The following is a 15,125-nucleotide window of genomic DNA, read 5'->3' as shown; positions in this document are numbered from 1 at the left end:
TTTCATGGCCAACTGTCATCTGATCATCGACTCGTGCTGCGATTTGCCCGCGCACCTCGTCAAGCGCGAGGGGGTCACGCTCATGAAGTTCCCCTACATGATGGACGGGGGCACGTTCGAGGACGACCTGTTCGAGACCTCCTCGGCCGAGGACTTCTACAACGCCATGCGCAAAGGCTCCGAGCCGAGCACGGCCCAGGTGGCCCTGCAGACGCTGACCGAGACGTTCACGGCGGCGGCCCAGGAGGGCACCCCATGCGTGTACCTGGCGTTCTCGAGCGGGCTTTCGGCCACCTACGACGCGGCCTGCGTCGTGCGCGATCAGGTGCTGGCCGAGTACCCCGACTTCGAGTTCTACCTGGTGGACACCCACCTCGCCAGCGTGGCCGAGGGGCTGCTCGTCTACGGGGCCCTCGTGCAGCACGAGAACGGCATGACCGCCGCCGAGTTGGCCGCCTGGGCCGAGGAGGCGCGCTGCTTCGTGAACGAGGAGTTCATGGTGGACGACCTGGAGGCCCTGCGCCGCGGCGGGCGCATCCCGGCGTCGGTGGCCGTGGCCGGTGCGGCGCTCGACGTGAAGCCGCTGCTCGTCATCGGCGAGGACGGCAAGCTGGCGCTCACCGGCGTGGCCCGCGGCCGCAAGAAGGGCATCAAGCAGCTCGTGGAGTACTACAAGAAGAACGTGGATCCGGCCGGCCCCACCCACACGGCTGTCATCGGGCACGCCGACTGCCCGAAGGACGCGGGCCGCTTGAAGGACGCGCTGCTGAAGGAGGATCCGAACCTGCTCATCCTGGAATGCAGCATCGGGCCCGTTATCGGCAGCCACGTGGGGCCTGAGATGCTCGCCGTGGTGTTCTGGGGTCACGACAAGCGCGACAACCTGTCGGTGGCCGACCGCATCGCCCGCAAGGTGAAGGGGGAGAAGTGATGGCAACGTCTTACGCCTATGTGGGCGCGCCCACGTTCATCGCAGCCGTGGAGGGCCGCCTGGCCGACGCCGGCTTCGTGCGCGCCTCCGATTCGGCCTCGGCCGACATCGTGCTCACCTTCTGCACCTCGGCCTCGGCGCTGGAGGATCTGTACTTCGGCGACGGCGGCCTGGTGACGAGCGTGGCACCGGGCTCGGTGCTCGTGGACCTGTCGGCTACGACCCCCAACTTCGCTCGCGAGATAAACGCCGTGGCCACGGTGAACGACCTGGTCATGGTGGAGGCACCGGTGACGGTGCGCTCGCTCGTGGCCGAGAACGCCTTCGCCCGCGAGAACCTGCTGGGGCCGGTGGCCTCCGAGGCCGAGATTCCGCCGGCGGTGCGCTCCCTTCTGGATGCGCTCTTCGGCGAGGTGGTGGAGGTGGGCGCGCCGGGCCGGGCCCAGCTCATGCGCAACACCCACACGCTGCCTTTGGCGGCGGCGCTGGTGAGCGCCATCGAGGCGGTGGCCCTCGACGACGCGGCGGCCCGCTCGGTGGGCGCGCTCGATGCCGATCAGGTGCCGCTGTTCAGCCCCGTGAGCGCCGACCCGGTGGTGCGGGCCGTGCGGCAGAAGCGCTTTACGGGCGACTACACGGCCGAGATGCTCCTGGCCGAGCTGTCCGCCGCGCTCATGGCGGCCGATGATGCCGAGGTGATCTTGCCGGGCGTGGAGGCGACCATGCACCTGCTGGAGCTGCTCGCCGTCATCGGCGGGTCGGATATGGCCCCGGCGGCGCTGGCGCTCGTGTACCGCGACGAGGCGACCGGGGCCGAGGCGGGCCTCGACTGGACCCGTGCCGAGCGGGCCTACGGCGGCGGCCACGATCACGATCATGAGGGCGACGAGGATTGGGATGCCTTCGACGATGCCGATTGGAACGACCCGGCCGACTACGATGGCTTCGACTACTCTGCCAACTGAGTGCAACCTGTGCCCCCGGGCATGCGGGGTGAATCGCGCGGCGGGGGAGCGGGGCTTGTGCGGAGCCGATAATCGCCTGATGGTGGCGCGGGCGGCGCTGCACTTCTGGGAGGAGCCGCCGATCTCCGGCGAGGACGGCAGCGGCACGGTGTTCTTCGCCGGCTGCCCCTTGCGCTGCGTGTACTGCCAGAATGCCGATATCGCCCTCGGCGAGCATGCTCGCGAGATTACCGTGGAGCGCTTGGGCGCCATCATAGGCGAGCTTGAGAGGGCCGGTGCCCTCAACATCAACTGCGTGACGCCCACGCACTATGCGCCGCAGATTCGCGCGGCGATTGACGCGGCGCGCGAGGCCGGCATGGGGCTGCCCGTGCTGTGGAATACGAGCGGCTACGAGACCGTGGATGCGGTACGTGCGAACGGGGGCTTCGTGGACGCCTATCTCACCGACTTTAAGTACGCGGACGCCGTGCTCGCGCGCCGCTACTCCCATGCGGCCGACTACCCCGAGGTGGCGCTGGCGGCATTGGAGGCCATGGTGAAGGAGGCGGGCGAGCCTCGCTATGACGAGTACCGCGGCCAGGAGCGGCTGGTCGGCGGCGTGGTGGTGCGCCACCTCATGCTGCCCGGGGCGCTGGAGAACTCGAAGGCAGTGGTGCGGCTTTTGCACGAGCGCTTCGGGAGAGCCGTGCGGCTGTCCCTCATGAACCAGTACACCCCCGTGCTCTCCCGCGTCGCAGCGGAGGGAAGCGAGCGGGCTGCTACGGCGCTTGCGGCGGCTCCGGAGTTGGCGCATACGGTGCCCGATGCGGAATACGAGGAGCTCCTCGACTATGCAGACGCCCTGGGCGTGCAGGACTACTTCTGGCAGGAGGGCGGCGCTGCCGAAGAGAGCTTCATCCCCGCCTTCGATTTCACGGGAGTGTAGGAACCGCCGCTCCCGTCTCTCCGTGCGGGGGCATGTGAGGATACGCAGGGCTGCGCGGGGCGTGCGGGGAACGTGCGGGGCTGTGCGGAGGGTGCTCGCGGCGGGTGAGGCGCCATGTGACGTGGCGAAGGTTGCGGCGGGGTAGCGCGGCCGTTTGCGGATGGCGCGCCTGGCGGCCTCGGTTGACCGCTGGGTGAACAAATACGCCCGAGGGGTTCCCGCGAGGTTTTATGGGGTAGCATAGCGGAAACTTTCGCCCGCGGGTATCTGCGGGCAGACCTGATGTTTGAGAGGAGACGTTGTGGTCAAGATCGTTACCGATTCGGTTGCTTCCATTCCCGCCGAGGTGGTGCGAAATCGCGACATCGAGGTGGTGTCGCTGTACGTGAACCGCGAGGGGCGCGAGTATCGCGAGGCCGATATGGACGTGGCGGCCTTCTACGAGGACATCGCGGACATGATCGACAATCCGCCGACCTCGAGCCAGCCATCGCAGCACGCGCTCGAAGAGCTCTTCGGCCGGGCCGCCGAGGTCGGCGACGAGGTGCTGGGCATCTTCATGTCGTCGAGGATGTCGGGGACCTTCGAGGGCGCGGTGCGGGCGGCCCGGGCCGTGAGGGAACGCTTCGAGCAGTTCCGCTGCACGCTCGTGGATTCCACGTCGAACTGCGGCGACGAGATGTTCGCCGTGCTGGACGCGGCCGACGCGCGCGATGCGGGGGCCTCGCTTGCGGAATGCGCCCGGGCGGCGACGGACGCGGTGGCATCGTCGCGGTTCATCTTCGCGCCGGAGAGCCTGGCGTTCCTGAAGGCCGGCGGCCGCATCGGCGGCGCCTCGGCGCTCCTCGGCGGCCTCTTGCAGATCTCCCCGGTGCTCACCGTGGCCGACTGGGAGACGGCGACGCTCGCGAAGGTGCGCACGTGGAAGAAGACGCTCGCTCGCATGGTGGACACCTTCAAGGAAGACGTCGAGGCCTGCGGGCTCAAGCGCGTGGTGGTGCACTACATCGGCGCGGCGGCGCCTGCCGTGCAGTGGGCCCGCGAGGCGGTGGAGCCGGTGGTGGGGCACGCGGTGGAGGTGCTGCCGGTGAGCCCCGTCATCGGCGTGCACGTGGGGCCGGCCGTGGGGCTGGCCTACGAGTGCGAGCGCCCCGTGCCGGGCAAGCTGACCGCGCCGGCCAGCGAGCTGGTATTCAGCCCGTAGGGGCCTATCGGCGGGTGAGGGCCGCGGGCTGTTCCGTCAGCTCGGTGAGGTTCTTCCAGAAGCGCTTCGGCATGAAGTGGCGGCGCAGCTCGGGGTTGTAGCGGGCGTCGATGGCCACGCTGCGGTAGAAGGTGCGCCAGGCCTGGGCGAAGAGCGCCTCGTCGGCGGTGGCATTCGGCAGGGCGCTCTCCAGATCGCCGGCGTCCCGGGTGCTCACCAGGTACCAGTCGCCCCCGTCGTAGACGCCGGCCATATGGTGCACCTCGTCGTAGATGATGAAAGGCGCGTCGCTCATGCGCTCGACGAAGTGCGCCATCACGAGGGGCACGACGGCGGCCTTCGGGTTCACCCGGGCGAACCACAGGTCGGCTCCCTCGCCGCGCAGGTGCTGGAACCGGGCGAACTGGCGCATGTGCTCGCATTCCTGGCTGATGGAGCGCGAGATGCGGAAGAGCCGCTCCACGGCCGGATGGGTGATGTCCGAGAAGGCGCGCCCCCGCTGCTTGGGACATGGCCCCATACCGCCCCGCCCCTTGCAACTGCCCCGCTTGCGGCAGTGCTCGCAGCGGCGGCGCTTCTGCTCGTCCATGGCGTAGCGCACGAAGCGGTAGGCCGCCGTGCCCGCCCCGGGCTCGTCGGAGCAGGCGGCGCGCTTGAGGGCCAGCTCGGCCTGCCAGCCGCACTGGCGGCGCACGCCGGAAAGCACCCGCTCGGCTTTGGGCGTATCGGTCTCGATGACGGCGACGCGCTGGCCGAGCCGGGGCTGCAGCCGCTCTTCTGGCTCCACGTCCGTGGGGCGCTCGTGACGCTCGTAGGAGACGAAGATGGCCGTGAACAGCCCTTCGAGCGAGCCGTCGTAGGCATAGGCGACCTCGTCGTATATCTCGGGAGAGCCCCCGTGGGCGGGAGTTGCCCGCGCGTCGCCCCGCTTGCTCATGGCCGCATCCTAGGCCACGGCCCGGGCGAGGAAGGCAACTTCTTCAGTGCCGACTACCTGCTGCATCGCGCCCGGTCGCTGGCCGCCCGACGGCACCGGAGCGCCTTCCAGGGCCTCGCGCTGGGCGGCGAAGGCGGCATCGAGGGCTGCCCGGTTGGCAGGGGAGGCCTCGGGCAGCGCGGGCGGCTCCTCGGCGGACTCGAAGAGGCTCATCTGCCCGGCCATCGCCTTGTCGGCGCGCCGCCCGTGGCGGCCGCCGTCGATGGGGGCGGAAAGCCGCGCGTGCAGCGCGTCGCGGGAGAAATCGATGCCCGAGCCTCCCCAAGCGCCGTTCATGGTGATGAAGTAGCGGGCTCGCTTGTAGGCGATGCCGAGCTTGCGCAGCTCCGCCTCTCCCAACGTGGACTGGCGCCGGGCCCGCAGGATGAGCTTCGCCCCGCGCACGCCGATGCCGGGCACGCGCAACAGTGCCTCCAGGGGCGCAGTGTTCACTTCCACGGGGAAGAAGTCCAGGTGGTTTAGGGCCCAGTTCGCCTTCGGATCCACGTCGGGCTCCAAGAAGGGGTGCTCCTCGTCGATGATCTCCTCGACGCTGAAGCCGTAGAAGCGCAAGAGCCAGTCGGCCTGGTAGAGGCGGTGCTCCCGGTTCAGCTGCACCGCGTCGGTGGCGGGCAGGAGGGGATGGGCCACGGCGGGCAGATACGCGCTGAAGAACACGCGCTTCAAGGACAGCTGCTGGTAGAGGGCCGCCGACAGGTTCAGGATCTGGAAGTCGCTCTCGGGGGTGGCGCCGATGATCATCTGGGTGGATTGCCCGGCCGGCGCGAAGGCCTGGGCCTTGCGGGCGATCTTCTTCGTGCGGTACACCGTGGTGCGCTTCTTCGCCAGCGAGCGGGATTCCGCGTCCTCGGCGATGGAGTCGTGGATGTGGCGCATCGGGCCCAAGATGGAGTGGCGCGACTTGCCCGGCGCGAGAAGCCCCAGGCTCTGCTTGCTCGGCAGCTCCATGTTCACCGAGAGGCGGTCGGCCAGGCGCCCCAGTTCGTCGAGCAGCTCGAGCGAGGTGCCGGGGATGGCCTTCGCGTGGATGTAGCCGCGGAAGCCGTACTCCTCACGCAGGATGCGCAGGGCCTCGATCATGAGCTCGGTGGTGGTATCGGGCGAGCCGACCACGCCCGACGACAGGAAGAGCCCCTCGATGTAGTTGCGTCGGTAGAACCCGATGGTGAGGTCGGCCAGCTCCCGCGGGGTGAAGGCGGTGCGGCGCACCTCGGCGTTGCTTACGCGGTTCACGCAGTAGCAGCAGTCGTGGATGCAGGCGTTGGTCATGAGCACCTTGAGCAGGGTGACGCAGCGCCCGTCCGGCGTGAAGGAGTGGCAGCAGCCGGCCTGACGCGCCGCGCCCAGCTGCCCCTTCTTGCCGGCCCGCTCCACGCCCGAGGAGGTGCAGGCCACGTCGTACTTCGCCGCATCGGCAAGCACTTCCAGCTTCTCGATGACGTTCACCGCCGCCCCCTTCCGCAGTCTGACCATGACAGCACACCTGTTCGCACGAATGAATGTACGTTATAGTAACCGAATAAATGTTCGGGTGTCAAGCGGTCCCATTGCGCCGCTCTCGGCGCGCCGGCCGACGGGAGGCCCGCTTCCGTCCCGGCGGTTTCGCCTGCTCGGCGAAAACGGGCGGGCGAATCGGGTATCATGTTCCCTATTGGAAGCAACGAGGGCGAACCTCATGGGACGAAAGGGCGGCCATGGAGGCTTACAAACGCGAGTTCATCGAGTTCATGGTGCAAAGCGACGTGCTGAAGTTCGGCGACTTCACGTTGAAGAGCGGGCGCAAGTCGCCGTTCTTCATGAACGCGGGCGCCTATGTGACGGGCGAGCAGCTGCACCGCCTGGGCCTTTATTACGCCCAGGCCATCAACGAGAACTTCGGGCTCGACTTCGACGTGGTGTTCGGGCCGGCCTACAAGGGCATCCCGCTGGCGGTGGTCACGGCCATGGCGCTGCAGGAGCTCTACGGCAAGGAAGTGAAGTACTGCTGCAACCGCAAGGAAGTGAAGGATCACGGGGCCGATGCGGGCAACCTTCTGGGCGCCGAGCTGCATGACGGCGACCGCGTGATCATGGTGGAGGACGTGACCACCTCGGGCAAGTCCATCGACGAGACCTATCCCATCCTGAAGGCGGCGGCCGACGTGGACGTGCGCGGGCTCATCGTGTCCTTGAACCGCATGGAAGTGGGGAAGGGCGGTGTGACCACGGCGCAGAAGGAGATCGAGGCGAAGTACGGCTTCCCGGTGGCCTCCATCGTGTCCATGGCCGAGGTGAAGGAGTGCCTGCACAACCGCGAGGTGGCCGGCCGCGTGGTCATCGACGACGCCATCGCGGCGGCTATCGACGCCTACTACGAGCAGTGGGGCGCCAAGGAATAGCGCTGTGGCCGCGGAAGGACTTCCGGGCTGTAATCGCGGCGCGGGACCCGGCGTGTGCGGGGGGCGTGGCGTTGCAGCGGCGCGCCGTCGGCCTGTGGGCATGCGGTGCGCGGCCTTTTCTAAACGGGCCCGTTGTCGTACAATGGGCGCTCGCGAGTGCGGCTTGAAGGCTCCGCTCGCGGACGCGGCCTCGCGGGTCGCGGACACTTTGCCAGTGTGGCTCAACGGTAGAGCAACTGATTTGTAATCAGTGGGTTGCGGGTTCGATTCCTGTCACTGGCTCCAGCATTCAAAGCGGATCGGAATCATTCCGGTCCGCTTTTGCGTTGTCGGCCCTGCGGCGGCACGCGCTCGCGCCCCTCGTGCTAGAATGGCGGGCGAGCTAGAGAAGGAAGGAATCCGAGCGTCTATGGCAACCTACATCGCCCACTACCAGTCGCCCAAAGGCTCCCACGACCGCGAACGCGGCCTGTTCGAGTTCGAGAGCGACGCGCGCGCCAACACCAAGGCCAACGCCCACGACGCGCGCCTGAAGATGCTGGAGCTGTTCGGCGCGGGCGCGGTGTCGTGGACCATCGAGAAGGTGGAGCGCAAGGGCGCGGCCCCCGCCGAGAAGCAGGAGAAGACCACCGACGGCCAGCTGGCGCTCGATTTCCGTCCGCCCAAGCCCGAGCGTAAGCGGAAGCATTCGAAAGGATACTGGTGATATGAAGAAGAAGCACGTGAAGTTTCTGAAGGAGCTGCTGGAGACCCCTTCGCCGACCGGGTTCGAGGAGCCGGCCGCCGCGCTCGTGCGCGAGCGTCTGGCCGATGTGGCCGACGAGATAACCACCGACACCATGGGTTCGGTGCGGGCACTGCTTGCGGGCACCGAGGAGGGCGCGCCTACGCTCATGCTGGCGGCGCACATGGATGAGATCGGCCTCATGGTCACCTACATCTCCGACGAGGGCTTCTTGTCGGTGGCCTCGCTCGGCGGGGTCGACGCGGCCATTCTGCCCGGCATGCGCGTGGACGTGCATACGGAAAGCGGCGTGCTGCGCGGCGTGGTGGGTCGCAAGCCCATTCACCTCATCGAGCCCGACGAGCGCAAGAACGTCACGCCGCTCTCGTCGCTCGTGATCGATCTGGGGATGAAGCCCAAGCGCGTGAAGAAGCTCGTGTCCGTGGGCGACCCCATCACCTTCGGCGTGGGCTTCGAGCGCTTCGGCGACGGCATGGCCGTGTCGAAGTGCTTCGACGACAAGTGCGGCGTGTGGATCGCCTGCCGCGTGATGGAGGAGCTGGCGAAGGCCGGCGGTGCCCCGGGCGACTTCATCGCCGCGGCCACCACCCAGGAGGAGATCGGCACCCGCGGCGCCATGACTTCCGCCCATGCTGTGAACCCGGACGTGGCTCTGGCCTTCGACGTGACCCATGCCACCGACTACCCCGGCATCGACAAGACCAAGTACGGCAAGATCGTCTGCGGGGCCGGCCCGGTCATCGCCCGCGGCCCGAACATCAACCCCGTGGTCTTCGAGCGGCTCGTGGCCGCCGCGAAGGCCGAGGGCATTTCGTACCAGCTGGAGGCCGAGCCCTCTGTGACCGGCACCGACGCCCGCGCCATCCAGGTGGCTCGCGACGGCATTCCCACCGGCCTCATCTCGGTGCCGCTGCGCTACATGCACACGCCCACCGAGGTGGTGTGCCTGGAGGATCTTCAGGCCACGGTGCGCCTCATCGTGCGCTTCGCCCGCGACCTGTCCGCCGATGTGAGCTTCGTGCCCGGTATGGGCGGCGCGGCGAGCGCGGGGGCGGCCGAAGCTGGCGACGATGCCGCGGTCGCGCGCCCGTCCAAGGAGGCGTAGGGGCCGTGGCGAAGCGCGACGAGAAGCTCATCGCGAAGAACCGTCGGGCGCTGCACGACTACGAGGTGCTGGAGACCTATGAGGCCGGCATCGAGCTGACGGGCACCGAGGTGCGCTCGCTGCGCGACAACCACTGCCAGCTCACCGACTGCTTCGCGCTCATCCGAGGCGGCGAGGTGTGGCTGAACAACGTGCACATCCCGCCTTATGCCAACGGCAGCATCTTCAACCCCGACCCCGACCGCAAGCGCCGGCTTCTGCTGCACAAGAAGCAGATCCGCTACCTGGAGGCGAAGGTGGCCGAGAAGGGCCTGGCCATCGTGCCTCTGAAGATGTACTTCAACGCCGATGGCCGCGTGAAGGTGGAGCTGGCGCTCGCCCGCGGCAAGAAGCTCTTCGACAAGCGCGCCTCCATGAGGGAGCGCGATATGAAGCGCGAGATCGACCGCGCCATGAAAGCGCGTTCACGGTAGGGAAACGAAAGCGCGGCCCGCGTGCGACTAACGCCGACGGGTGGCATCATGAAATAGCGGGCGCGTCCGCGCGCCCCGCTGAAGGACGGACACGATAAAAGGAGCGACGCCATGGGCCTGGACGAAGAGCTTGAGAGCATGGAAGAGACCGGCGAGACCGAGGCCGAGTGGACCGACCAGGAGACCGAGCTTCAGGACGCGGAGGACGACGAGGACGAGATCTTCGGCGAGGATGCCGCGGAAAGCGATGTGGAGCACGCCTACGACAGCTTCATGACCGATAACGAGGCCGACTACGACGGGTGGGACGCCGAAGAGGTGGAAGAGGCCGTGGCCGCCGACGAGGAGGCCGACATCCTGCACTCCGAGGGCTACCACGTGGAAGAAGAGCCGGAGGAGGAGAGCGAGGTCATCGAGATGGAGATCGAGGACGGCGATGTGCATGCCGTCATCGTGGACGAGTTCGACAACGAGATCGGCTTCGTGCTTCTGGACGAGGACGGCAACGAGGTGGAGTACTACTACGTCGACGAGGACAACGACGACGACGGCGTGCGCGTGGAGCGCACCTCCGACGGCGGCGAGTTCGACCTCGGCATCAGCCGCGAGGGCGTGGCGGCGGCCACCAAGGACGTGAACGCCATCTACAAGGACGGCATGGCCGTGGCCTCGGAGCTGAAGGGCACCTTCGACGAGATCGCCGACTCGCTCAGCTTTCTGAAGAAGAAAAGGTAACGGCGACACGTCGCTGTCAAAACGGCAACCGAGCCGGGCCCAGGCGGCGGGCAGGCGAGGTGCGGGCCTACCATGGGCGGGAGCGATCGGGCTGATCGCTCCCGTTTTGTTTCCGAGACTTAGGAGATCATCATGTGCACAGGCGTCCGCTTCTCTGACAGCAAGGGCAATATGTACTTCGGTCGCAATCTGGACTGGTGCGAGTCCTACGGCGAGGGGGTCGTGGTCACCCCGCGCGGCGCGCGCATCCCGTCGCCCTTCCTCGGCACCATCGAGCCGAAGTACGCCTGCGTGGGCACGGCCATCGTGGTGAACGGCGCTCCGTGCTACTTCGACTGCGGCAACGAGGCGGGGCTCGCCGTGGGCGGCCTGAACTTCCCCGGCTACGCCCAGTTCGCCGAGGGCCCGGCCGAGGGTGCCGTGAACCTGGCCGTCTACGAGTTCCCGCTGTGGATCGCCTCGCAGTTCTCCACCGTGGCCGAGCTGCGCTCCGCGCTCGAGAAGGTTACGCTCGTGGCCAAGGCCCCCAACGAGGGCTACGCCGTGGCCCAGCTGCACTGGATCGTGGGCGACGCGAAGGAGTCCATCGTCATCGAGTGCCAGGCCGACGGCATGCACGTGTACGACGACGGCCTGGACGTGCTGACCAACCAGCCGCCCTTCCCGTGGCATGTCGAGAACGTGCGCAACTACATGCACGTGAGCAACGAGCATCCGGAGCCGGTCACCTGGACCCGCGACACGCTGAAGGCCTTCGGCACCGGCGCGGGCATGATGGGCTTCCCGGGCGGCTACGACCCGGCCAGCCGCTTCGTGCGCGCCGCTTACCTGAACGCCAACTACCCGACCGAGGAGGGCGAGGCCGCGAACGTGACGCGTCTGTTCCGCACCTTGGAGGGCTGCTCGATGTGCAAGGGCGGCGGCAAGATGGGCGACGGCCGCTACGAGTACACCATGTTCAGCGACTGCTACTCGGCGGCGAGCCGCACCTACTACTGGTGCACCTACGACGAGCCGGCGCGCCACAGCCTGTGTTTGGACGACTACGATCTGGCGGGCACCGAGCTTATCACCGTGGCCCAGTAGGCGCCCTCCCACTGCCTGGGGCGGGGGCGGACGGCCGTGCGTCGCCCGCTCCCGCACCGCGGCGGCCGCGCTGCCCTTGACAGGAAGGGCGCGGCCGCTAGAATGGGACGATACCCTTTTGGGGGCGACTGGTTTCGACATGGTAAGTCCGAAACGAGGAGCAGGTCGTGGTCTCCTCGCCACGTTAAACAGGGGTAACGTCAAGTTAATTGGCAAAAACACTTCTAAGACCGGCTACTACATGCCGGCCGCCATGGCTGCCTAACCGCAGTTTTTGGTGATCGCCGACCCCGGTGTTTCCCCGAACCGGGCAAGGCGTCAACTTAAGGGGAATGCCCCGCGGCACGTAGCCGGTATGGCCGCGGGAAAGACTGAACCGACTAGGAGCGGCCACGTTGGTCGGCGAACCGATCCGCTCCGAAGCCCGATCGCCGACTAAGCTTGTAGAGCCTCGTGGACGATTTAGTATGGACCGGAGTTCGATTCTCCGCGCCTCCACCAGAACCGTTCGGCCCCTCCGGCTGGCAACCTGCCCGGCCGGAGGGGCTTTTTCTTGGGGCGGCGTCCATGATGACGCGATATTCTGACAAAATCGCTTATGTTCTGGGGAAACTCCTGAAAATCGCGTAAGTTTCGTGGATGGGCCGCGGAGAATTCGCGCCGGCGATGACGGCCGGGGGCCATCTGTGTGAAAGTAGGGGCAACAACGCGCGGTCCGCGGGACGCGAGTAGCGTATAATAGGACAACTCTCAAGTGGCGAGGGCTCGTGCGGCCCTCTGTTAGCGAAACGACATCCATGGAAGCACGATATGGCCAATAGCAAGAAGGAACATACCGGGAAGAAGAGGGGCGCGGCGTCGGGGGGCCGGACCTCCCGCGCGGCATCGGCGGGAGCCCACGCCGCGCGTACGGGCTCGACGGGCGCCATGCCGCCGGTCGCCCCCGGCGCGTCGGGTGCCATGCCCCGCGTGAGCCCCGGCTCGACAGGGGCCATGCCGAAAGTGAGCCCCGCCGCCTCGGGTGCGATGCCGCCGGTTGCCTCCGGCGCCTCGGGCGCCATGCCCCGCGTGAGCCCCGGCTCGACAGGGGCCATGCCGAAAGCGAGCCCCGCCGCCTCGGGTGCGATGCCGCCGGTCGCCCCCGGCGCGTCGGGCGCCATGCCTCCGGTGCCTCCCATCGGCGCGGTGGCTCCCGCGGGGTCCTTCGCCGCCGGCGGCTACGTGCCGAGCTACCAGGTGAACCCCAACCCGCCGGAGCGCGGGCGGCACCGCGGGCTGAAGGTGTTCGGCATCGCCCTGGCGTCGGTTGTGGGGGTCATCGCGCTCGTGTACTTGGTGGGCGCCTTCATCTTCATGGGGCGCTTCTTCCCCAACAGCTCCATCATCGGCATGGACATCTCGGGCAAGACCCCCGAGGAAGTGCACCAGATGCTCGACCAGCTCCTCGGCGACTACACCTTCAAGGTGGAGGGCCACGGGCTTGACCTCACGCTGTCGGCCGCGGACATGGGCATGTCGCTGGACAGCGCCTCCATCGCCGACGGCCTGCTCTCGGAGATGAACCCCTGGGCGTGGCCCTACGAGATATTCCAGAGCCACGACGACACCGAGGATTTGGTGTCCACCTTCGAGGAGACCAAGCTCGCCGACACTCTGCAGGCGGCCGTGGAGCGCGCCAACGCCCGCGGCGTGGCCCCCAAGAACGCCACGGTGGCCTACGACGCCGCCGAGGGTGCCTTTGTCATCGAGCCGGAGCAGGAGGGCAACACCCTGCTCGTGGACGAGGTGATGGACGAGGTGGTGCGCGGCACGGTGAACTTCGCGCCGAAGGTGACCCTGACCGACGCGGTGCTCGCGCGCCCCGAGGTGCTCTCCGACGATCCGGCCCTGGCGGCCGCGGCCGAGGAGGCCAACAAGTACGTGGGCGCGGCGGTGAGCGTCACCATGGAGGGCGTCGAGCGGCTGGCCATCAACGCCGACGCCATCGCGGCCCATATCACCCTGGGCGACGACATGTCCGTCTCCTTCGACCCGGAGCCTTTGGTGGCCATGGTGAAGGAGCAGGTGAACGCCATGGACACGACCGGCTCCGAGCGCTCCTACGAGCGCCCCGACGGCAAGCAGATCACCGTGAAGGGCGGCGACTACGGGTGGATCACCGACAGCGAGGCCACGGCCGAGGCTGTGCGCGAGGCCTTGACGAGCGGCGCGGGCGGCACGGTGGAGATATCCATGAAGCAGCGGGCGGCCCAGGCCCCCGACGAGTACGGCCGCGACTTCGGCGCCTGCTACATCGACGTGGACCTGACCGAGCAGTACGCCCGTTTCTACGATCTTGACGGCTCCATTCTGTGGGAGAGCGACATCGTGACGGGGCTGCCCGCCGACGGCCGCGACACCCCCCAGGGCGTCTACTACATCAAGACCAACGACGGCAAGTCGGTGCTGCGCGGCTACAAGCCCGACGGCTCGAAGGACTACGAGACCGAGGTGGAGTTCTGGATGCCCTTCAAGGACAACTCCATCGGGTTCCATGACGCCGGCTGGCAGGCCGAGTTCGGCGGCGACTGGTACAAGGACCACGGCAGCCACGGCTGCGTGAACCTGCCGCCCGAGAAGGCCAAGGAGCTTCACGAGGTGGTCGAGGTCGGCGATGTCGTCGTCGTCCATGAGTAGGGAAGACGCGGCCGCCGACGTCTCGGGGCCCTTCGACAACCGGCCCATCGGGGTCTTCGACTCGGGCTACGGCGGCCTTACGGTGGCCCGGGCGCTCCAGAAGCGCCTGCCCGAGGAGAGCCTCGTGTACTTCGGCGACTCGGCCCGCTGCCCCTACGGCCCGCGCGACCAGGCCGAGGTGGACCGCTTCGTCCAGCAGATCTGCACCTGGCTTCTGGGCCGGGACGTGAAGATGATCGTCATCGCCTGCAATACGGCCACCGCGGCCGGCCTCGCCCACGCCCAGCGCGCCTTCCCGGTGCCGGTGGTGGGCGTGGTGGAACCGGGCGCGCGGGCGGCGGCCCACACCACCTTGAACCGGCGGGTGGGGGTCATCGCTACCAAGGGCACCGTGGAATCCAACGCCTACTCCGACGCCATCCGCCACATCGACGCGGGCATCACCGTGTTCTCCACGGCCACGCCGCGCTTCGTGGAGATCGCCGAGCTGGGGCTGAAGATGGCGGAAGGCCCCATCGAGGACTACCTCTCCGATGCCTCGAAGGTCTACATCCGCCCGGAATTCGAGGAGATCGCCCGCGAGTACCTGGAGCCTTTGCGCCGCTGCGAGATCGATACCCTCGTGCTGGGCTGCACCCACTACCCGCTTTTGAAGGCGCTCATCGGCGGCGTGGTGGGACGTCCCGTCACTTTGGTGTCGTCGGCCGACGAGACAGCCCGCGACGTGGACCACATCCTGCGCCGGCGCCGCAGCTTCGCCCGGCCGGGGAACGTGCCCGTGCACGCTTTTTTCACGACGGGCTCCGATACCGAGGAGTTCCGCCGCTTCGGCGGCCGCGTGCTCGCCCGCCCCATGGATGTGGTGGAGCACGTGGAGCTGCCCGAACTGACCGTTTCCTAGG

14 protein-coding genes, 1 tRNA gene and 1 other RNA gene are annotated in these 15,125 nt (G+C 67.8%); 14 read left to right on the top strand and 2 right to left on the bottom strand.

Features of this window, described 5'->3' with window-relative positions; genetic code table 11:
• The first annotated feature begins 4 nt into the window (after positions 1–4).
• The 4 genes from Q5064_RS04470 to Q5064_RS04455 all read left to right on the top strand — a co-directional run bounded on the left by Q5064_RS04470 (position 5) and on the right by Q5064_RS04455 (position 4,028).
• The gene (locus Q5064_RS04470) at positions 5–931 is read left to right on the top strand and encodes a DegV family protein (protein ID WP_302962624.1); all 927 of its coding nucleotides are present in this window, start codon (positions 5–7) and stop codon (positions 929–931) included.
• Complete coding sequence (locus Q5064_RS04465) at positions 931–1,896, top strand: NAD(P)-binding domain-containing protein (protein WP_302962622.1); 966 nt, start codon at positions 931–933, stop codon at positions 1,894–1,896. Before Q5064_RS04470 ends, Q5064_RS04465 begins: the two co-directional genes overlap by 1 nt.
• Positions 1,871–2,824 carry a radical SAM protein gene (locus tag Q5064_RS04460; protein WP_302962621.1) on the top strand — a complete coding sequence of 318 codons (954 nt, stop codon included), beginning with the start codon at positions 1,871–1,873 and terminating at the stop codon, positions 2,822–2,824. Before Q5064_RS04465 ends, Q5064_RS04460 begins: the two co-directional genes overlap by 26 nt.
• 301 nt (positions 2,825–3,125) lie before the next feature.
• Complete coding sequence (locus tag Q5064_RS04455; protein ID WP_302962619.1) at positions 3,126–4,028, top strand: DegV family protein; 903 nt, start codon at positions 3,126–3,128, stop codon at positions 4,026–4,028.
• 4 nt (positions 4,029–4,032) lie between these two features.
• Here Q5064_RS04455 and Q5064_RS04450 read toward each other — a convergent pair whose 3' ends face one another.
• A complete protein-coding gene (locus Q5064_RS04450) occupies positions 4,033–4,965 on the bottom strand; it encodes a TIGR03915 family putative DNA repair protein (protein ID WP_302962617.1) in 933 nt (310 codons plus the stop codon).
• A gap of 9 nt (positions 4,966–4,974) precedes the next feature.
• Entirely contained in the window at positions 4,975–6,498 is a 1,524-nt protein-coding gene (locus tag Q5064_RS04445; RefSeq protein WP_302962616.1) for a putative DNA modification/repair radical SAM protein, read from the bottom strand.
• A gap of 221 nt (positions 6,499–6,719) precedes the next feature.
• Between Q5064_RS04445 and pyrE the strand changes: the two genes are divergently transcribed.
• The 10 genes from pyrE to murI all read left to right on the top strand — a co-directional run bounded on the left by pyrE (position 6,720) and on the right by murI (position 15,124).
• Entirely contained in the window at positions 6,720–7,403 is a 684-nt protein-coding gene (gene pyrE, locus Q5064_RS04440) for an orotate phosphoribosyltransferase (RefSeq protein WP_302962614.1), read from the top strand.
• 210 nt (positions 7,404–7,613) lie between these two features.
• Positions 7,614–7,688: transfer RNA gene (locus tag Q5064_RS04435), tRNA-Thr, on the top strand.
• 124 nt (positions 7,689–7,812) lie between these two features.
• Positions 7,813–8,109: a hypothetical protein gene (locus tag Q5064_RS04430; protein WP_016309093.1), complete on the top strand. Its 297-nt coding sequence runs from the start codon at positions 7,813–7,815 to the stop codon at positions 8,107–8,109.
• A 1-nt stretch (position 8,110) separates the two neighbouring features.
• A complete protein-coding gene (locus Q5064_RS04425) occupies positions 8,111–9,253 on the top strand; it encodes a M42 family metallopeptidase (RefSeq protein WP_302962611.1) in 1,143 nt (380 codons plus the stop codon).
• A 5-nt stretch (positions 9,254–9,258) separates the two neighbouring features.
• On the top strand, positions 9,259–9,726 hold the full coding sequence (smpB, locus tag Q5064_RS04420; RefSeq protein ID WP_302962609.1) for an SsrA-binding protein SmpB: 468 nt from the start codon (positions 9,259–9,261) through the stop codon (positions 9,724–9,726).
• A gap of 111 nt (positions 9,727–9,837) precedes the next feature.
• The gene (locus Q5064_RS04415) at positions 9,838–10,461 is read left to right on the top strand and encodes a hypothetical protein (RefSeq protein WP_302962607.1); all 624 of its coding nucleotides are present in this window, start codon (positions 9,838–9,840) and stop codon (positions 10,459–10,461) included.
• Positions 10,462–10,593: 132 nt separating this feature from the next.
• Entirely contained in the window at positions 10,594–11,547 is a 954-nt protein-coding gene (gene bsh / locus Q5064_RS04410; protein WP_302962605.1) for a choloylglycine hydrolase, read from the top strand.
• A gap of 120 nt (positions 11,548–11,667) precedes the next feature.
• Positions 11,668–12,048: a transfer-messenger RNA gene (gene ssrA / locus Q5064_RS04405) on the top strand.
• Positions 12,049–12,357: 309 nt separating this feature from the next.
• The gene (locus Q5064_RS04400) at positions 12,358–14,223 is read left to right on the top strand and encodes a L,D-transpeptidase family protein (RefSeq protein WP_302962604.1); all 1,866 of its coding nucleotides are present in this window, start codon (positions 12,358–12,360) and stop codon (positions 14,221–14,223) included.
• Positions 14,216–15,124, top strand: coding sequence for a glutamate racemase (gene murI, locus Q5064_RS04395; RefSeq protein WP_302962603.1), 909 nt, complete (start codon positions 14,216–14,218; stop codon positions 15,122–15,124). The genes Q5064_RS04400 and murI overlap by 8 nt, the downstream gene beginning before the upstream one ends.
• The last annotated feature ends 1 nt before the right edge of the window (position 15,125 follow it).

Origin of the sequence: uncultured Adlercreutzia sp., assembly GCF_958431955.1 — a bacterium.
GTDB lineage: Bacteria > Actinomycetota > Coriobacteriia > Coriobacteriales > Eggerthellaceae > Adlercreutzia.
This window is presented reverse-complemented; position numbering and strand designations above follow the sequence as displayed.